Origin of the sequence: Thalassovita mediterranea, assembly GCF_001458435.1 — a bacterium.
GTDB lineage: Bacteria > Pseudomonadota > Alphaproteobacteria > Rhodobacterales > Rhodobacteraceae > Thalassobius > Thalassobius mediterraneus.
The window spans coordinates 258,561-277,692 of the sequence record NZ_CYSF01000006.1 but is presented as its reverse complement, the minus strand read 5'-3'; the positions used below and the strand labels follow the sequence as shown (position 1 = coordinate 277,692).

Genomic DNA, 19,132 nt, shown 5'->3' with positions numbered 1-19,132 from the left:
GTCTAGCGATCATAACATCCAACTGCCAACCGGGTGTGCCTATGTCGCCTACGCCTTTTTATGATGCCTCGGGTGTCATCCAGCTCCACGTGATCGCTGCGCTGGTGGCCCAGTGCATCGGCCCATTCGCGCTCTATGGTCCCAAAGGGGCGGGGGCCGCGGGGCGCTGGCATCGTTGGGTTGGTTATACTTGGGTTTTGATGATGGCCCTGACGGCGTTGTCGTCGTTCTGGATCAACGGATTAGCAGGGGAAGACGGTTTCAGCGCGATCCATTTATTGTCGGTCGTGACCCTTTGCACTTTGGTGCTGTCGTATGCGTGGGCACGGCAGGGCCGCATAGAAGCGCATCAGCGGGCAATGCGCAGCCTTTATTGGTATGGATTGGTCCTGGCTGGGGCGTTCAATTTCCTACCCGGTCGTCTGATCAACAACGCCCTCTTGGGGGAGGCGGGACAGATCGGGATCTACCTGATTGCGCTGGTTTTGTTGGGCCTGGTCGTGCGCGCAGTTTGGGGGCGTCGGCGCCATGTCGGCGGGGCGGAGGAGCCCCGTTATTCTACCAGTTCGCCGAAAACCTTATCGAACTGACGTTTCAGCGCGACATCCACATCTTCCATCGTGACGGGCAAACCCAGATCCACCAGACTGGTCACGCCGTAATCGGTGATGCCGCAGGGCACGATGCCGGTGAAATGATCAAGATCCGGTTCCACGTTGATCGAAATCCCGTGGAAACTGACCCATTTCCGCAGACGGATGCCGATGGCTGCAATTTTATCCTCGGCGGTTTTTCCGGTGATTGTCTTGGGTTTGTCCGGTCGTTCGATCCAGACGCCGACGCGGCCTTCGCGGATTTCACCTTTGAGGTTGAACTCATCCAGGGTGTCTATGACCCATTGTTCCAGCTGTTTGACGAACTTGCGCACATCGTGGCCGCGCTGGCCGACATTCAGCATCACGTAAACCACACGCTGGCCGGGGCCGTGATAGGTGTATTCCCCGCCCCGTTTCGTCACATGCACGGGAAAACGGTCGGGATCGGTCAGATCAGGCGCCTTGGCCGAGGTGCCCGCAGTGTAAAGGGGCGGATGTTCCAGCAGCCACACACATTCTTCGGCCTCACCCGCAGCAATCGCGGTGGCGCGTGCCTCCATGAAATCGACTGCCTCCTGATAGGGGACAAGATCTTGGCTGACGATCCATTCGACCATTGGGATCTCCGTTAATGAGGCCTGAGTAGATGAACTGTGCGCAACAGCGGCGGTACGCGCGACCATACAGAATGCACCATGATTTCCAAGCCGATAAGCCAGTATGCCCCGCCCTCAGACCTGAGGTGGTGAGAACAGCGACCAATAGACACGGGGTCGCATTGCTATGCCAAATCGCTGCAGCCAAAAATATGCGGCAAAGCGTTTTTTGCCTCTTCACATCCCCGCAAGGCTGTTCTAAACACCCCCCACTCATCTGAGCACGTGCGGTCGTGGCGGAATTGGTAGACGCGCAGCGTTGAGGTCGCTGTTCCTTAACCGGAGTGGAAGTTCGAGTCTTCTCGACCGCACCATCTCACATTTTGATGTGATCCCCCCAAAATATACTGAAACGGTGTCATACCTTTGCGTTTGGGCATTGGGTCTGTTTTCCGGTTTCGATGTCGCCGCATCTTGCGATGGGGCTTAACAACTCTAGGTGTGTGTGCGCCTAGGATGCTTGACACATCAATTGATTAAATCGACATTAATCAAACGGTTCGGAGGTATTTCCTACCAGATTTCTGGCGCTGGGCGTCGGTGATTGGGCTCTGAAACGGACAGAGGGGCACATGCTGAATTTGGTCAAATCGCCAGACGCGGACAGTTTGATCCGGGTGGCTATTATTGATGATCACCTGCTTTTTCTGCAGGGCATTTCCTATGTTTTCGACAATTGTCCTCTCAATCTGAATGTTGAAAAGTTCACACAGGCAACGGATTTTCTGCAGGCCGTTGATCAAGGTTCCACCTATGATGTGGTCATCACCGATCTGGCCATGAAACAGATTAATGGGATTGCGCTGATCGGGGCATTGCGGGCCCGTAGTATCGGGGTGCAGGTGATTGTGTTGTCGGCGTCCGAGGATGCGATGACCCGCACCAATGCAGAAATGATCGGTGCCTTTTGTTTTGTTCATAAATCTGACGAAGAACAAGTGCTGCTAGAGGCAATCCAGGCTGCTGTTCAAGCAGGGCCTTTGGCGGGGCGTTCGATCCAGAATGGTGCCCGTCGAACCATGTTTGCTCATGATGGCACCGATACGGTTGTTCGCCCGCAACTTGGCCCGCAACAGCGGCGGATTTTGTCGATGATGGCTGATGGTGGCACCAACAAGGACATCGTCAAGGCTTTGTCGATCAGCGAGAATACGGTCAAGACACACGCCAAAATCATATATCGGGAATTGTCGGTTGGCAGTCGCGCAGCTGCAGTTCAGCGTGCGCGGGAGCTGGCGTTGTTCTGAAGGGCACTCTCCAGAATATTGCGCAGATCTGTCTCATCTTCGGGCAAGCGCGTCGATACTGTCGCCATGGGGCAGGGTGGTTGGCTTGCGTTCCGTCGGAAATAAACGACAGGCGCGACTTGCTTCAATAGATCCAATTCATCCTTGGGTGGTTTTTTTCCGTTAATGGGATCAAGCACGATTAGGTCAGGGATCTGTCCCAGAACCTCCAGCAACTGCGCCGCCTCTGTTCCGGTTTCAACATGCGCAAATTTCCAGACCCACGACGAAATAACATCGGACCATGCCCCGATGCCGGGCACCTGATCGTTGCCGATACACAAGACAAAGGCCTGCTCTTGCGGCTGAGGAGGGTCCAGATGGGGCAGATGCAGTGAAAAAGTGGCGCCTTGTGGGATGTTGGCATTCACGGCCACTGTGCCGCCAAGATTCTGCGCCAGCTGCTGGGCAATGCCGATGCCCAATCCGTTCCCTGCTGCAGATGCTAGCGGCGACTGGCCCTGGCGAATGTCGCGCAGCTGCTCGGCTGTCAGGCCTGGGCCCTGATCCGAAACCAGCCATAGGCTTTCTGCTTCGGTGGTTTGCACCGATAACGTGACCTTTCCGCCCGAAGTGCCGTATTTGACCGCGTTGCTCAGAAAATTTCGTAGAATTCGTTCAAGACTGGCTTGATTGGTGGTGACGCTGGGCGTGTCTGAAATGACAGCAAATTCGCAATGCGTGGCTTTGAATTGTGGGCGGTATTCATTCTCCAGCTGGGATAAAAGTGCTGGAACATCTATTTCGGTAGACTCTGGTCTGACATTGGAACGTTCCACATGAGAAAGCTCTTGGATCAGTGTTTCTTGACTGGCTACGGCCAGACGGATTTGCTGCACCAGAATGGCCTGTTGTTGTGATGTCGCCTGACGGTCCAGTTCGGCTAGAAAATTATTCAGAGCCTTCATCGGTTGCGCCATGTCGTGCCGGATCGCCTCGACAGAGCGTTTGGTGGCGCGATTGGCTTTTGCTGCGTGCTGATACTCTTCCAGGGCAGCCGCTGTTTTGCGGCTGGTTATTCTGGCGGCGATAACGTCACGGGTTTTCTGGCTTGCGGCTTTGTTGGTTGTCAGGGCAAAGGCCAGATAAAGCAGGATAAAACTACCGTAGATCCGTTGAACGCCCTCCATGCTGACGATCAGGTACACACCGAAAGGTGTCAGTGCTGCCAACGCCAAAGCGACATACCCTGGACGGTAGACTGTTCCGGCCATGACGCCACCCGCAGTGATTGAGGTCAGGAAAAGGCCCGCCAGAAATGTCTGCAACTCGGATGTTGGGCTGGCCAGTTTCAATGCCCCAGCAGCCCACAGGATGCCCGTACAGGCCGAGATCACCACATGCCCCCTCAGATATTGGTCGACCTGTCGGTCTGTGTGTTCGCCGCGCATCCCAGAGCGGGCGTATAGGATTGTGATAACGACCATGGCAGAAGTCGCGCAGGTCCATAGGATTGCTTCTCTATATAGTTCGACCGATGCGAGGCTGATGGCGATGACGCCGATCAGGACAAAGACAGAGCGCGCCGAGCCTATCGCGCGCTCGCGCAGCATGCGGGCTTCTTCGGCGCGCAACTCGTCGGGTGTTGGTGGGGTGAATGACTGGCTCATGCCGAATGCGCATGTATGGTAAAATCCCCTGACTTGCGCAGCAGGAAACCCGCAACCGCCAAGCGCAAAACACAGGGTAAGCCGGCGAAAAAGAACAGCAGCACGCCAAGGTGTTCTGAACTGCCAGCGCCCGCCTGGTCAAATCCGAACAAGCCCAGCACAGGAAAGGCGATCCCCATTGGGGCGACAAACGCCATTTTCGAGGCCGCGTTTTTCAATGCCAGATAACTTGCCGCCCTTGGGTGGCCTGCGCGGCGTTCGTCCTGTGCGACAATGTCGGCAAGAATGGATGTGGGCATGATCGCATCACAAGTCATGCAAGCACCAAGTCCCAAACAGATTGTGCGCATCAGCATCACGTCGTTTGCGCCGATGCTGTAGCTGGCCAGCAGAATGGCCGTGCAGGACAATACCGCCAGCGCCCAGGTGTGGCGTTTGCCGATGCGTTTGGACAACAACACCCAAAGCGGCACAAATAGCGCTGTGGCTAACAGCAGCATCAGGAACATCTGACCTACCATTTCGGGTGCCTGCAGGACGTGCCGCACAAACAGGACCAGCAGACCAACGGTCATCGCATTTGCGGCTTGCACGGTGAAAAAAACGAACATCAGGCGGCGAAATGCTGACTGTTTCAAGCAGTTGCGCCAAGAGGCCCATGCCGTTGTCCGTGCGCCACGAGACGCGCCAATATGGCGCGGGGACCAAAGGAGAAACAGGGCCAATGCCGCAGGGAACGACACCAGAAATATGGTAGCCAGCGTTGCAAGGGATGCCTGCATGCCGACGCCAACAAGTATGGGAACCGCAGATGCGCCCAACGCACCTATAATCTGGAAAACCGCCTTGGTGCCGGCAAGGACGGACCGTTCGTGGACATGGGGCGATATTTCAAGGCCGATGCTGGAATATGGAACGTCGAAGGCGGTCACAAACAGAAGGTAGCCCGAAATCACGCAGAACAGATACACAGGGCCCACGTTTTGCGGCGGCGTCAAAAGCAACCAGGCAAACAGTATTACCCCCGGAAAGGCCACGACCATCCAGGGCAGGCGTGGCCCCCATTTGCCTCTGGTCTGGTCACTGAGGGCGCCGATCAGAGGGTCCGTAAAAACGTCAAAGAACCGCCCGAACATAAAGATCATGCCAACCAGCCCTAACCCTATGCCCATATCAATGGCGTAAAACGTGGGAACAAAACTGACGACCGCAAAACCAACCATCGCAAGTGGTGCGCTTAGGGCGCTGAAACACATCAGCTGCCAAATGTTCATGTTGCGGTTGGTTGGTTGCATTTCTCGCTCAAAGTCCCCTGTTGGCATCTTGGACGCAAAGCGTCTGTTAAGAAACCACTTTCTATTGTGGTCTTTGGCAATCACCCGTTCGGGTGATTGTCGGCTTTCGCCATAGCTCCTTAAATATCCACATGTTTTGCGCGGCTTCAGTTCGTGAGGCGGGCAAATGCAGGGGAAAGTGGTGCGCGTGGAGCGCCAGAATTGACTTGAGGGACTATCATGGGACAGCACAGTTGGGGCGATCAGATCGCCGCAGAAACTGCGACACAAGGCATGTGTGCGCAGACAATCAATGCGGGCGTGGGCCGCACAGAAACAGTGGCGACGTATGTAAAGGATGCGGTGTCTTCCTTCTGTGAACCTTCTGCTGGTTCGATTGGGGAGTTTGCGCAATGATCAAAAAAGCATTTGGAATTTTGGCGCCTGTTGCGTCCCTATTGGCCTATTCGGCATCGCCCGTCGCGGCGGATAGCTTCCGCACCTGTGAAGGGTTTTCCGAAACTTATTCTTCTAGGACCTCCGAGGTTTTCACCTTGTCTCTTCAAGCGGGCGATAGGCTTTTGGTAAATTTTGGCCCTGAATCAAGTTTTGATGCTGTTAGTATCCGCTCGAAAGGTACTGAGCTATTTTGCAGCGGATCAAATTGCGATGAATATGAGTTTGTCGTCCCCGAAGACGTAATCGCGTCTATTCTGGTTCAATTGGACCCGAGCTCGATCGGCGGGTCGATGAATGTAAGCTGCCGACCTTCGGCAGGTGGAACCGCCGACAGCGGAGCCGCCGCCGCCGCGGGATCTGCGTCTGGGACAGCAATCCGACAGGGCCTTGCCGGGGCACAAAGCGGCCGTTCATCCAGTGGCGGCAGTTCGCAGGTGACGCAAAATAGCCTGCATTTTACCGGCAAAAGTGACGCGGGAACCTATGTCTGGACACAGCTTAAGGGAACAGATTTTTCGGGATCCCTTGATGGCAACGGCTTTGAGTTGACCGCCGGTGTGGATTGGCAGATCGGCCAGGACAAGTTTGCTGGCGTTCTGGTGTCTTATGGTGACTACGATATTACCTCTGACGGGAATAATTTTGACAACACCGCCTGGAGTGTTGGGCCCTATCTAAGTGCGCGTTTTGACAACAACAAAGAGTTGGACGCCTATCTGACGTTTGCACGGCCGGAATATGCCAACGGTGGCAGTTCCTACAGATCTGACCGTGTGCTTGGCTCTGTGACATTGCGTGGCGACATTGTGTTGGGGAACACTCTGTTCGAAGGTTATGCCGGATTGGATGCCTATAGTGAAAAACTACCGGATGCTGCGCCCGGTGGGGCCCGCACTGTGACCAGCCAAACCGCACGGATCGGCGCGCGTTTTGACTTCAACCGCACCGGAAATGCGCGCCCGTTTGTACGGATTGGTGCGGATGCAACGCGGTTCAGAGATGGGGGAACCAGATTGAACAGTGTTGCGCCTAGCCTGGGCCTGGGGATTGTTGGCGATTTCGCAAATGGTGGGTACCACCTTACTCTGGATGGAGGCGAAATCTTTGACGGAGCCCGCGCCACGACAGTGAGTTTCGGGTTTAACCGGAACTTCTGATCGGATGTAAAAACAATATGTTGGGCGTCCCTTGTCGGGGCGCCCATTTACATTTGAAGTGGGGCGCGTTTGCTGATCGCTTGGCATGGTCTGTGTCCCGGGATTTGAAATCTGCCCGCATCGCCCCTACAGTTAGTGGCCATGAAACCAGTTGATCCACAGTCCACTTTCTTGTTGCGGGGCCGCATGCACGAAGCCTGCGGTGCAGGCGCGCCTATGTTGGCGCTGGCCTATGCGGCGCGGGTGGGTGGAAATGTGATGTGGGTGCAAGAGGGCTGGCAGGGGCAGCAGATTCATCCGCACGGCGTGTCAGACTTTTTGGATCCTGCGCGGCTGACCTTGTCGCTGACCCAAGGCCCGCTGGAAACGTTGGCCGTCGCCGAAGAGGCGCTGAGGTCTGGTGCGGTGTCTCTGGTTGTGCTGACGCCCAGCAAACCTATTGGCCTGACCGAAGGTCGCCGCCTGCAACTGGCCGCGCGGGACGGTGCGGCAACTGGGCTGGCTTTGATTGCAGATGGGGCGGGTAGCAACGCAACCGAGACACGCTGGCGCGCAACCCCCATTTTTGATGCCGAAGGTGGGCGTGGTGACTCGACTCTTCAACGGTGGGATCTTATAAAGAACAAATCGGGAACATTGGGTGTTTGGCATGTTCGATGGGATACAGCGTCGCGTCGTCTCTCTGTGGTTTCCCCGGCTGGCAAGTGACCGGGCTCTGCGGGTGTGGCCGCTTGCTGGGCCGTTTGTGCTGACCCGTAAAGAACAGAATGCCAATCGGATCTACTGTCTAAACCCCCCCGCATCAGCGCAGGGGCTGGAGGTGGGCATGGCCTATACCGATGCCCGGGCGTTCTGTCCCGATCTACAAAGCCGTGGCGCCGATCCCGAAGGAGATCAGCGGTTTTTGCTGGCGCTGCGGCGCTGGGCGACGCGCTATTGTCCTTGGGTCGGATTAGAAGGGCGCGATGGACTGGTGTTGGATATCACCGGATCGGCGCATCTGTTTGGTGGCGAGGCGATGATGCTGGAAGATCTGCAAAGGCGTTTGGCGCGGGCAGGGCTGTCGGTGCGCATCGGTTTGGCGGATACCCGTGGCGCGGCGTGGGCGCTGGCACGTCACGGGCAGCAGGGCCGAAATGGTCACTGCAGCATTGCCGAGGCGGGCCAGATGCTGGCGGCATTGGCGCCGTTGCCGGTGGCGGCCTTGCGGATTGAACCGCAGGTGGCGCTGGGTCTGGAACGGTTGGGATTGCGTTATATCAGGGATCTGGCAGGGGCTGCGCGTGGGCCACTGACGCGCCGTTTCGGGCCGGGATTGCTGCGGCGGCTGGATCAGGCGCTGGGGCAGCAACCGGAGCAGATTTCACCACATACAGATCCGCCACACTACGGTGTGCGGATGACCTTGCCAGAGCCCATTGGCCTGTTGGCCGATGTGATGGCTGGCACGGACCGTCTGTTGCGTCAGCTGTGCAGCAAGCTCAAGACGCAGGAGATGGGCGCGCGCGTTTTGTGCTTAACCCTGCGGCGAGTCGATCAGGATCAGCAACAAGTTGAACTGCGACTGGCGCGCCCGCTGCGGGATGCGGGACGTATTTTGCCCCTGTTCGAACGGGGATTAGGGGAAATGGATGCGGGGTTCGGCATAGATCAACTGCGGTTGGAGGCCACGGTGGTGGAACCGTTGCCGGTAGAACAGTTGAGCCATGTGTCAGATGGTGGGCAGGACAGGTTGGATGACTTGATCTCGCGGTTGGGGACGCGGATCGGGCTGGACAATATATTGCGGTTTCTGCCCGCAGACAGTCACATCCCCGACCGCAGTTTTGTTTTGGCGCCGGCAGCGTATTCGCAACCTGCAGGAGGCTGGGCGCGTCATCAGCCGCGTCCGCTGGTTCTGTTCCGCCCAGAAGCGATTGCAGGCACTGGTCCGCGACCGCCTCAGCGGTTTCGTTGGCGGCGCATGTCGTTGACCACCGGACGCGCATCCGGACCCGAACGGATCGCCCCTGAATGGTGGTTGGAAGATGAAAACTGGCGCAGTGGCTTGCGCGATTACTGGCGGGTTGAAACGCGCGAGGGCCGTCGGCTATGGCTGTTTTACACCCCGCAAAACCCAGGATGGTTCGTGCAGGGGGAATTCGCATGAGCAATCAGCATTCCATTTCTCTGCCGGTACCTGACCACTTCGCGTTAGATTACGCCGAGTTATGCGTGACCACCAATTTCACCTTCCTTACTGGCGCATCACATCCCGAAGAGCTGATGCTGCGGGCGGCGGAATTGGGCTTACCAGCTATCGCGATCACCGATCGCAATTCGCTGGCTGGCGTGGTGCGCGCATGGAGTGCGCTGAAACAGCTGCGGGAGGAGTTGCGGGAACAGGCTGAAGAGCAGGCCCAAGAACGGGCCCAAGGGCAGGCCAGTGTGCAGATCCGGTCGCATCAGCGCATTGATTCCTCTTCCCGTCAGTCGATCGGCGCGGGTGGGATGCTGACTGTTTCTGGGGCAGAAACGGGGCTGCCGCGCCTGATTGCCGGCTGCCGTCTGGTTCTGGCCGACAGTTCGGTGGACTGGCTGGCGCTGCCGCGCGATCTGGCGGCCTATCAACGCCTCTCGCGGTTGCTAACATTGGGTAAACGGCGTGCCGAAAAAGGGCAGTGCCTGCTGTACACACAGGATTTGATCGCGGGCTGTCGTGGTATGATCCTGATCGCTTTACCGCAGAACAGTTTGCGTGCGGCGCGCGAAGATATCCGCAATTTGAGCCGGCACTATCCACATCATGTCTTTCTGGGTGCTGCACCGCGTTATGATGGTAGCGATCAGGCCTATTTCACCGCCTGTGCCACGCTGGCCCAGCAGGTTTCAGCGCCGATGGTCGCGGTGGGGGATGTGTTGATGCACCATGCCAGTCGCCGCCAACTGGCCGATGTGCTGACCTGTCTGCGCGAACACACCACCATCGATCAGATCGGCACCCGCGCCTTGCCCAATAGCGAACGCCGCCTGAAAGCGGGGCATGACATGGCGCGGCTGTTTCGACACCACCCCGCCGCCCTGCGCCGCAGTCTGGAGATTGCCGATAAGTGTAGTTTTGACCTGTCAGAGCTGTCCTATGACTACCCGCATGAGGACCGCGAGGGTGAAACCCCGCAGGCGCGGCTGGAACGTCTGGCACAGGAGGGGCTTGCGCGTCGCTATCCAGATGGCGCACCGCAGCGGGCGCTGGATCTGATGGAAAAAGAGCTGGCCGTGGTGGCCGAGCTGAACTTCCCCGCCTATTTCCTGACTGTCTATGACATCGTGCAGTTTGCCCGATCACGCGGGATCCTATGTCAGGGGCGCGGATCGGCGGCCAACTCGATCCTGTGTTATCTGTTGGGGATCACCGATGTCAGCCCTGATATGATCGCGATGGTGTTTGAACGGTTTGTCTCGAAACACAGGGGCGAACCGCCTGACATTGACGTGGATTTTGAACACGAGCGGCGCGAAGAGGTGATCCAGTGGATCTATGAAACCTACGGCCGCCACCGCGCGGGTCTTTGCGCCACGGTGATCCATTTCCGCACCCGCGCTGCCATCCGTGAGGTAGGTAAGGTCATGGGGCTTAGTGAGGATGTCACTGCGGGCCTGTCCAGTCAGATCTGGGGCAGCGGCAGTGGTGGCGTGGATCTGGACCGGATGCGGGAATTGGGGCTGGACCCTGAGGATCGCCGCCTGATGCAGACCATCCGCCTGATTGGTGAGGTGATCGGCTTTCCGCGCCATTTGTCCCAACATGTGGGCGGCTTTGTCATCACTGCCGGACGGCTGGATGAACTGGCACCGATCGAAAACGCCGCGATGGAGGATCGCACAGTGATTTGCTGGGATAAGGATGACATTGACGCGCTGGGGATCTTGAAGATCGATATCCTATCGCTCGGGATGCTCAGCTGCCTGCACAAGTCGTTTGATCTGTTGCAAGAGCATGAGAAAACCACCCACAGCATCGCCACCATCCCACAGGATGATCCGGCGACCTATGACATGCTGTGTCGTGCTGATGCGGTGGGGGTGTTTCAAGTGGAAAGCCGGGCGCAGATGAACTTCTTGCCGCGGATGAAACCACGGAAATTCTATGATCTGGTGATCGAAGTGGCGATTGTGCGCCCGGGTCCCATTCAGGGCGATATGGTGCAGCCCTATATCCGCCGCCGCAGCGGGGTAGAGAAGGTGGAACCCTTCGGCCCCGCATTGGAAGAGGTGACGCGCCGCACCCTCGGCGTGCCGCTGTTTCAGGAACAGGCCCTGCAGATCGCGATGGTCGGCGCGGGTTTTTCGGCGGAGGAGGCGGATCATCTGCGCCGCTCCCTCGCCACCTTTCGGCGCATGGGCACCATCGGCAAACATCGCGACAAGTTCGTCGCCGGTATGCTGCAAAACGGCTATTCCCAAGAGGTGGCCGAACGGTGTTTCGGCCAGATTGAGGGGTTTGCGGATTATGGCTTCCCCGAAAGCCACGCGGCAGCCTTTGCGATGCTGGCCTATGTGTCCGCGTGGTTGAAGTGTCACCATCCGGCGATCTTTGCCTGCGCGCTGCTCAATGCACAGCCGATGGGGTTTTACGCACCAGCCCAGATCGTGCGCGATGTGCGCGAACATGGCGTGGAAACGCGGCCCATCTGCGTGAACCATTCCGATTGGGACAATACGCTGGAACGGCGGGCGGATGGGGCGCTGGCACTGCGGTTGGGACTGCGCCAAATCAAGGGGTTGCGGCGTGAGGATGCGGATTGGTTGATGGCGGCGCGGGGCAATGGCTACCGTGATCCGCAGGCACTGTGGTTGCGCGCGGGGTTGCGCCCTGATGTGTTGACCCGTTTGGCAGAGGCGGATGCCTTTGCCGATATGGGGCTGACGCGGCGCGATGCGCTGTGGCAGGTGAAAGCAATCCAAAGCCCAAAACCACTGCCGCTGTTCAATGACCCCTTGGATGGCGAAGCGATTGCAGAGCCAGATGTAATCTTGCCCTCTATGCAACTGGGTGAAGAAGTGGTGGAGGATTATGTCTCTACCCGCCTGACACTTCGCGCGCACCCGATGGAATTGCTGCGGCCGGGATTGCTGGCAGCAGCAGAGGGGCGGCGCGCGGCGCCTTTGGTGGCCCATGCGGCACTGACTGATATTGCCTTGGGACGTTATAGCGTGTGTGGGTTGGTTATTACGCGCCAACGCCCTGGCACTGCTTCAGGTGTGATCTTTCTGACGTTGGAGGATGAAACTGGTGTCAGCAATGTGGTGGTCTGGCCCAAGATCTTTGAGGCCAATCGTCGTTCGGTCATGGGGGCGCGATTGCTGCGCATCACCGGTTATCTGCAACGCGAAGGCATCGTCGTGCATCTGATCGCCCGAGAGGTCGAAGACCTATCGCATAAACTGTCTGAATTGGGCCACCCGCAGCCCGAGGCGTTGACAACCGAAGGTCCACGTGCGGATGAAACGCCGAAGAAATCCCGTTATCCCGCCCGTGCAATGCACCCGCGTGATCAGGCAAAGCGTCTGTTCCCCAGTCGCGATTTTCACTGATGCAGAACAGCAGATGCGGCGTGTCGCGACCACCCGGCAGGCAAAGGTGGTCACGACAGATGGCGTCACGTTGGCTTAAGCCTGAACCGAGGCGTCTTCGTTTACTACTTCTGCGAAGGACTTGAAAAACTTAGCTGCCAGCTTTTTCGCTGTGCTTTGGATCAGACGGCTGCCCAGCTGGGCCAGTTTGCCACCGATCTCTGCCTTGGCAGCATAGCGCAATACGGTGGTGTCACCATCAGCGATCAGGCTGACATCTGCGCCACCTTTGGCGTGACCGGCAGCGCCACCATTGCCTTGACCTGTCAATGAAAACGTATCCGGTGCGCCAGATTGGTCCAGGACCACATTGCCACTGAAACGCGCCTTCACCGGCCCAATTTTCAGCACTACCTTGGCCTCTAGTTCGGTGTCGGAATGCTTGATCAGCTCCTCGCATCCGGGAATGCACTGTTTCAGAACCTCTGGATCATTCAGGGCGGCGTAAACACGATCTTGGGGGGCATTGATGACGATTTCGTCGTTCAGTTCCATTGCTTTGCTCCTCTTCTAGCAACAGGGGAAACGGATGTTGTCCGCCTGTTCGGGCGTCATCCGGCATTTTTTGCGCAGGGCGTTTAGGCGGGTGATGAGGGTTCTCATGTGCGGACCTCAGGCTGCGATAATTGTGATGGGGTGGGGCGCTTGCGGCGGACGCGCACCAGTTGGGCCAGAATGGATAGGGCGATTTCTTCTGGTGTGACGGCACCCAGATCCAGACCCGCAGGCGCGTGGACGTTTGCCACATCGTCGGGCGGGTGCCCGGCAGCGATCAGCTTGTCGGCAAGTGTCGCAAACTTCAGCCGACTGCCGACAAAGGCGATATAGTCGGGGGTAGCGTCCAGTGCGGATTTCAACGCATCCAGATCCCCTTGACCCTGTGTGGCAATCACGATGACACGTTGCTGCGCGCCCGCATGCGTTGTGGGCACCGTAGACCCAACAGACCAGTGAAATTGTGGTGCCAGACGGGCAAGGGTCTGCGCCACGGGAGAGGTTCCCAGAACCGTCAATTCGGGCACGGGCAGGCAGGGTTCGATAAAGATATCCACGGTGCCCCGAGACGGGCAGCCGTTTCGGGCGTATCGGGTGCCGTCCACTTCATCGCCGGGTGCGACACCGCGTTGTTCCAGCAGATCTTCGGGCGCAACAGAAACCAGTTGCGGGGTTCCTTCGGACAGGGCGGTTAGTGCGGCACGTTTGACCGCTCCGCGCGTGCAGCCGCCCCCCAGCCAACCCTGTACAATGGTGCCATCCGCGCTGAGCAGTGCCTTCGCCCCTGGTTTGGCAGCAGTCAGGCCAGCCGTGCGCACAATGGTGGCAAAGGCAAAGGGTTCTTGTCGCTGACGCAGCATTTGCGCGGTTTCAGCCAGTTCGGTATCTAGGAGTTCAGCAGGGATCATAGGCGCACCAATTCAGGTTCCAATGCGGCCAGATCGGCCAGCGTATTGGCAGGTTCAAACAGGTCCAGATGGGGCAATGCGGCAGCCATGCAGGCCGCGGTCGGGCTATAATCCTTCCAGCCCTTGAGCGGGTTCAGCCAGATGATTTTACACCCCCGCTTTTTCAGTTTTTGCAGGGCGCTCACGGTGTCGCTGGCGGGGGCGGTGTCGTAACCGTCTGATAGGATCAGCACCACGCTGCGGCCGTCGACAAACCGTTTGGCATAGGTGTCGGAAAACCGCTGCAGCGACGCCCCGATTTTTGATCCCCCTCCGAAACCGTCTGCCATTAGGGACAGGCGACCGATGGCGCGCATTGCATCTTTGTCGCGCAATCCTTCGGTGATGCGGACCAGACGGGTATGAAACAGATAAGCGTCGGCCTTTGTGTCCGCGCGCATCAGGCCCGCCAGAAAGGCCAGAAAAACCTGTGCATAAATACTCATCGACCCTGAAACATCACATAGCGCCACCACCTTACGGCTACGATCAGGGCGCTTCTTGTGCAGCAGGCGGATAGGCTCTCCACCAGTCGCAAGGCTATGGCGGATGATCTTGCGAAAATGCAGCCGATCACCACGCTGCGCAGCAATGCGGCGGCGCGATCGTTTGTCTCGCAGCGCTGCGCCCAGACGGTGGGCCACCTCTTGGGCGGCAGCAATGTCTTCGGGGCGGACCAGATCGCGTAGATCCTTACGCGCCAGGTTTTGCTGTCTGGTGGCGATCAGTTTGCCGGTGCCGTCGCTGTCGGCATCACCTTCGCCGCCGTCGGGTGCTGTCATGTTGCCCGCAGAGGATGCAGCACCCTCAGACTGCGCATCGCGGGAAGAATGTGTGCTGTCGCTTAGAGTGTTTGATGTTTTGGGGATTGCTTTCTGGCGTACGCGACCAGCGTCCATCCAGTAGCTGTCAAAGAGGGCATCAAATTTGTCGGCTTCGTCTTGGCAGCCGGTAAAAACCGCACGCAGGGCGCGACGACAGTCATTGGGTGTGGCGGCTTTGATCGAGGTTAACGCGCTCAAGGCCAACTCTGCCTCAGCGACGCCTAGGCGTAATCCATTGTCGCGCAGATGGGCCACAAACCCCACCATACGTGCAGAGGGTCCGCTATCGCGGCTGGCAAATTTGGTGACCCGGCTCATGCGGCTTTTCCGGCGATGCGCGCAGCAACATCCGCGGTGATCTGGGCCTGATCACTTTGGGTTTTCAAGAGCGTCGACAGCGTCGCGTGCAAGACCGAGGGTCGATCTGTTAGATCCCCAACCCCAAGGCCCATCAGCGCGGCGGCAAAGTCCAGCATTTCTGCGATGCCGGGCACCTTTTCCAGTTCTTCTTCGCGCAGCTTTTGCACAAACCCGATCACCTGTTGCGCCAATTCCTGATCAATCGTGGGGCATCGTGATTGCAAAATTGCCAGTTCCGTATTGCGATCTGGAAACGGCACATAGCTATAAAGGCACCGCCGACGCAGTGCGTCGGATAGATCACGGGTGCCGTTCGAGGTTAGGATGACAATCGGGCGGCAGGTTGCCTCAATAGTGCCCAGCTCAGGGATCGAGACCTGAAAATCCGACAGAACCTCTAGCAGGTAGGCTTCGAACTCTTCATCCGCCCGGTCTATTTCATCGATCAGCAAAACGGGCGGTTCAGGTTGTGAAATGGCAGCCAGTAGTGGACGCTCGAGCAGGAAATCGCGGGAAAAAATGCGGTCTTCTACAGATTGGCCGGTTTCCCCCGCCTCGGCAGAGGCGCGGATTGTCAGCAGCTGGCGCTGGTAGTTCCATTCATAAATGGCCTGCGCTGCGTCCAGACCTTCGTAGCATTGAAGCCGGATCAGCTGTGTCCCTTTGGTCTGTGCCAGCATGCGGGCGACATCTGTTTTGCCGACTCCAGCGGCGCCTTCCAGCAGCAAAGGCCGTCCAAGATCCAGCGCCAGATGCAAGGCAACGGCCAGATCATCAGCAGCGATATAGCCCTGTGCGGCCAGGTCGGATTGCAGGTCAGTATAGCTCATTGGTGCTCCGCGTCCTTGGGAAACCCGCCCCGTGCCAGTGTGGCTCTATTGGAACCGTGACACGGGGCAGGGGATCAGCTCATGTCATGCAGACCCAGTTCATTCGCGGTTTTCCAGATCCGCCAATGATCGTGGGGCATGTTGGTGTGCCGCAGGCCAAATGCACGGAATGCATCCTGAACCGCATTGGAAAAACAGGGCACGCCGCCGACATGGGGGCTTTCGCCCACACCCTTGGCGCCGATCGGATGATGGGGGCTCGGGGTGACTGTGTAGTCGGTTTCGTAGTTTGGCACCTCCCACGCGGTAGGCAGGAAAAAGTCCATAAGCGTGCCGGTCTTGACGTTGCCCATGTCGTCATAGGCAATTTCCTGTCCCAGTGCGACGGCCAGCGCTTCGGTCAGGCCACCATGCACCTGTCCTTCGATGATCATCGGGTTGATCCGGGTGCCGCAATCATCCAGCGCGTAGAAGCGGCGGATGTCGGTGACACCTGTATCCACGTCAATGTCCATCACACAGACGTAGGCGCCGAAGGGATAGGTCATATTGGGCGGGTCATAGTAACTGACAGCTTCCAGCCCCGGTTCTATTCCCGGAATGGCCTGATTGTAGGCGGCAAAGGCGATTTCCTTCATTGTCTTGAACCGCTCTGGCGCGCCTTTGACGACAAATCGATCCACGTCAAACTCGACGTCGTCGTCATGCACTTCCAGTAGATAGGCCGCGATCATCTGCGCTTTGGCACGGATTTTACGACCGGCCATCGCTGTTGCCGCGCCCGCCACCGGGGTCGAACGTGACCCGTAGGTGCCCAGCCCATAAGGCGCTGTGTCGGTGTCGCCTTCTTCGATGGTGATACTGTCTGCCGGTAGGCCGATTTCCGAGGCAAGGATCTGTGCAAATGTGGTTGCGTGCCCCTGACCTTGTGAAATGGTGCCGAGGCGCGCGATGGCCGATCCGGTGGGGTGGATGCGGATTTCGCAGCTGTCAAACATGCCAAGGCCCAGAATATCACAGTTTTTCACGGGGCCTGCCCCGACGATTTCGGTAAAGAACGACAGACCAATCCCCATCAGTGATCGGGTTTCACCACGCTTAAAGGCCTCCACACGCTCGGCTTGTTCCGCACGCAATCCATCGTAGTCAACAGTGGAGAGCGCCTTGTCCCAGGCGGTATGGTAGTCGCCGCTGTCATATTCCCATCCCAACGCAGCGGTGTAGGGGAACTGTTCCTTCCGGATAAAGTTGATCCGGCGCAGCTCGGCGGCGTCCATATTCAATTCGATCGCCAGCACTTCGATCATGCGTTCGATGAAATAGACCGCTTCTGTCACGCGGAATGAACAGCGGTAACTGACCCCACCCGGTGCCTTGTTGGTGTAGACGCCGTCCACTTCCAGATAGGCGGTGGGAATGTCGTAGGAGCCGGTACAGATATTCATAAACCCAGCGGGAAACTTGGTCGGATCCGCACAGGCGTCAAACCCGCCATGATCTGCGGTGACGTGGCAATGCAGACCAGTGATCTTGCCGTCTTTGGTGGCGCTGATGCGGCCTTTCATCCAGTAGTCGCGGGCAAAGGCGGTGGTCATCAGGTTGTCCATCCGGTCTTCGATCCATTTCACCGGTTTTCCGGTCACGATGGAGGCCACAACAGTGCAGACATATCCCGGGTAGGCGCCTACTTTGTTGCCAAAGCCGCCCCCGATGTCTGGGCTGATGACGCGGATGTTGTGTTCTTCGATCCCCGAGATCAGTGATACAACCGTTCGAATGGCATGGGGGGCCTGAAATGTGCCCCAGAGGGTCAGCTTGCCGTTGACCTTATCCATGGAGGCAACAGACCCACAGGTTTCCAGCGGACAAGGGTGGGTACGATGATAATACATCGTTTCCTCTGCGACGACCTCAGCTGCGTCGATCGTGTCAAAGGTCGGATCCTTATCCCCTGCTTCCCAGGTGAAGATATGGTTGTGGTGTTTGCGTGGTCCATGCGCCCCATCGGGCAGCGATCCATCCTCTGCGACCAGATCTTCGCGCAGGACAACATCTGATGTCAGCGCTTCAAACGGGTCGACGATGACCGGCAGTTCTTCATAGTCTACTTCGACGGCTTCGATCCCGTCGGCCGCAGCATAGCGGTCTTCGGCAACGACGAAGGCAACTTCTTGTCCTTGGAACAGGACCTTGCCATCGGCCAGAACCATCTGTTTGTCCCCGGCCAATGTTGGCATCCAGTGCAGTCCCAGCGGTTCCAGATCTTTGGCCGTCAAGACAGCCAGAACGCCGGGAACTTCAAGCGCGGCAGAGGTGTCGATGTTTTTGATCCGTGCATGGGCGTAAGGCGAACGGACAAAGTCGCCAAACAGCATCCCATCCAGTTTGATGTCATCGACATAGTTGCCTTTGCCCTGGGTGAAACGGGCATCTTCAACCCGCTTGCGCGAACACCCCATGCCTTTGAGGTTTTCGACACGTTCTTCGCGGCTGGTTACGTCGTCTTTCATTCTGCCGCCTCCTTGGCTGCATTCATTTCCGCCGCGGCGGCCTGAATGGATTTCACGATGTTCTGATAGCCGGTGCAGCGGCAGATATTGCCCGCCATGCCAAACCGGATGTCTTCTTCGGTGGGGGTCGGGTTCTCTTCGAGGAGCTTGGTCGCGCGGGTGATCATGCCGGGGGTACAGTACCCACATTGCAGACCGTGGTGTTCCTTGAACGCGGTTTGCAGCGGATGCAGCGCGTCAGGGTTGCCGATACCTTCGATGGTGGTGATGTCTTTGCCATCGGCCTGAGCCACGAACATGGTGCAGGCTTTGACTGATTTCCCGTCAATGGTCACGGTACAGGCACCACAATGGGAGGTTTCACAACCGATGTGCGGACCGGTGATATTCAGACGTTCGCGCAAGGTATAGATCAACAACTCGCGCGGCTCCGCCAGAAACTCTTCCTGTTTGCCGTTCACGGTCAATTTGTAGTGTTGTTTGTTGGACATTGGATTTCCTCTCTGCCGACGGAC

At 57.8% G+C, this 19,132-nt stretch carries 15 protein-coding genes and 1 tRNA gene; 7 read left to right on the top strand and 9 right to left on the bottom strand.

Annotation, left to right across the window (positions count from 1 at the left end):
* The first annotated feature begins 41 nt into the window (after nt 1-41).
* A complete protein-coding gene (locus TM5383_RS05265) occupies nt 42-590 on the top strand; it encodes a DUF2306 domain-containing protein (RefSeq protein WP_058317980.1) in 549 nt (182 codons plus the stop codon).
* On the opposite strand, the gene lipB is transcribed toward TM5383_RS05265, so the two are convergent.
* Nucleotides 554-1,213 carry a lipoyl(octanoyl) transferase LipB gene (lipB, locus tag TM5383_RS05260; protein WP_058317979.1) on the bottom strand — a complete coding sequence of 220 codons (660 nt, stop codon included), beginning with the start codon at nt 1,211-1,213 and terminating at the stop codon, nt 554-556. The two genes, TM5383_RS05265 and lipB, sit on opposite strands and share 37 nt — an antisense overlap.
* Before the next feature lie 266 nt (nt 1,214-1,479).
* Here lipB and TM5383_RS05255 point away from each other — a divergent pair.
* Together TM5383_RS05255 and TM5383_RS05250 are read left to right on the top strand one after the other, a co-directional pair.
* Nucleotides 1,480-1,566 (top strand) — tRNA-Leu (locus TM5383_RS05255).
* Between the two features lie 258 nt (nt 1,567-1,824).
* Nucleotides 1,825-2,499, top strand: a complete 675-nt coding sequence (locus tag TM5383_RS05250) for a response regulator transcription factor (protein ID WP_058317978.1) — start codon at nt 1,825-1,827, stop codon at nt 2,497-2,499.
* On the opposite strand, the gene TM5383_RS05245 is transcribed toward TM5383_RS05250, so the two are convergent.
* Both TM5383_RS05245 and TM5383_RS05240 read right to left on the bottom strand, forming a co-directional pair.
* Nucleotides 2,469-3,833, bottom strand: a complete 1,365-nt coding sequence (locus tag TM5383_RS05245) for a sensor histidine kinase (RefSeq protein WP_159438555.1) — start codon at nt 3,831-3,833, stop codon at nt 2,469-2,471. The genes TM5383_RS05250 and TM5383_RS05245 overlap by 31 nt on opposite strands.
* A 311-nt stretch (nt 3,834-4,144) precedes the next feature.
* Nucleotides 4,145-5,836, bottom strand: coding sequence for an MFS transporter (locus tag TM5383_RS05240; RefSeq protein ID WP_143570202.1), 1,692 nt, complete (start codon nt 5,834-5,836; stop codon nt 4,145-4,147).
* On the opposite strand from TM5383_RS05240, the gene TM5383_RS05235 reads away from it, so the two are divergent.
* From TM5383_RS05235 to TM5383_RS05220, 4 genes are all read left to right on the top strand, one after another.
* Entirely contained in the window at nt 5,836-7,038 is a 1,203-nt protein-coding gene (locus TM5383_RS05235) for an autotransporter outer membrane beta-barrel domain-containing protein (protein WP_058317975.1), read from the top strand. The genes TM5383_RS05240 and TM5383_RS05235 overlap by 1 nt on opposite strands.
* Nucleotides 7,039-7,179: 141 nt before the next feature.
* Nucleotides 7,180-7,746, top strand: a complete 567-nt coding sequence (locus TM5383_RS05230; protein WP_058317974.1) for an ImuA family protein — start codon at nt 7,180-7,182, stop codon at nt 7,744-7,746.
* Nucleotides 7,688-9,187 carry a Y-family DNA polymerase gene (locus tag TM5383_RS05225; RefSeq protein ID WP_082645402.1) on the top strand — a complete coding sequence of 500 codons (1,500 nt, stop codon included), beginning with the start codon at nt 7,688-7,690 and terminating at the stop codon, nt 9,185-9,187. The genes TM5383_RS05230 and TM5383_RS05225 overlap by 59 nt, the downstream gene beginning before the upstream one ends.
* Nucleotides 9,184-12,612 carry an error-prone DNA polymerase gene (locus TM5383_RS05220; protein ID WP_058317973.1) on the top strand — a complete coding sequence of 1,143 codons (3,429 nt, stop codon included), beginning with the start codon at nt 9,184-9,186 and terminating at the stop codon, nt 12,610-12,612. Before TM5383_RS05225 ends, TM5383_RS05220 begins: the two co-directional genes overlap by 4 nt.
* A gap of 75 nt (nt 12,613-12,687) precedes the next feature.
* Here TM5383_RS05220 and TM5383_RS05215 read toward each other — a convergent pair whose 3' ends face one another.
* The 6 genes from TM5383_RS05215 to TM5383_RS05190 all read right to left on the bottom strand — a co-directional run bounded on the left by TM5383_RS05215 (nt 12,688) and on the right by TM5383_RS05190 (nt 19,108).
* A complete protein-coding gene (locus TM5383_RS05215) occupies nt 12,688-13,146 on the bottom strand; it encodes an SRPBCC family protein (protein ID WP_058317972.1) in 459 nt (152 codons plus the stop codon).
* A 104-nt stretch (nt 13,147-13,250) separates the two neighbouring features.
* Nucleotides 13,251-14,054: an XdhC family protein gene (locus TM5383_RS05210; protein WP_058317971.1), complete on the bottom strand. Its 804-nt coding sequence runs from the start codon at nt 14,052-14,054 to the stop codon at nt 13,251-13,253.
* Nucleotides 14,051-15,235 (bottom strand): vWA domain-containing protein, encoded by a 1,185-nt coding sequence (locus TM5383_RS05205; RefSeq protein ID WP_058317970.1) that lies wholly within the window; start codon nt 15,233-15,235, stop codon nt 14,051-14,053. Before TM5383_RS05205 ends, TM5383_RS05210 begins: the two co-directional genes overlap by 4 nt.
* Nucleotides 15,232-16,107, bottom strand: a complete 876-nt coding sequence (locus tag TM5383_RS05200) for an AAA family ATPase (RefSeq protein ID WP_058317969.1) — start codon at nt 16,105-16,107, stop codon at nt 15,232-15,234. Before TM5383_RS05200 ends, TM5383_RS05205 begins: the two co-directional genes overlap by 4 nt.
* A 74-nt stretch (nt 16,108-16,181) precedes the next feature.
* Complete coding sequence (locus TM5383_RS05195; RefSeq protein ID WP_058317968.1) at nt 16,182-18,617, bottom strand: aerobic carbon-monoxide dehydrogenase large subunit; 2,436 nt, start codon at nt 18,615-18,617, stop codon at nt 16,182-16,184.
* On the bottom strand, nt 18,614-19,108 hold the full coding sequence (locus TM5383_RS05190) for a (2Fe-2S)-binding protein (protein ID WP_058317967.1): 495 nt from the start codon (nt 19,106-19,108) through the stop codon (nt 18,614-18,616). The genes TM5383_RS05195 and TM5383_RS05190 overlap by 4 nt, the downstream gene beginning before the upstream one ends.
* Between the last annotated feature and the right edge of the window lie 24 nt (nt 19,109-19,132).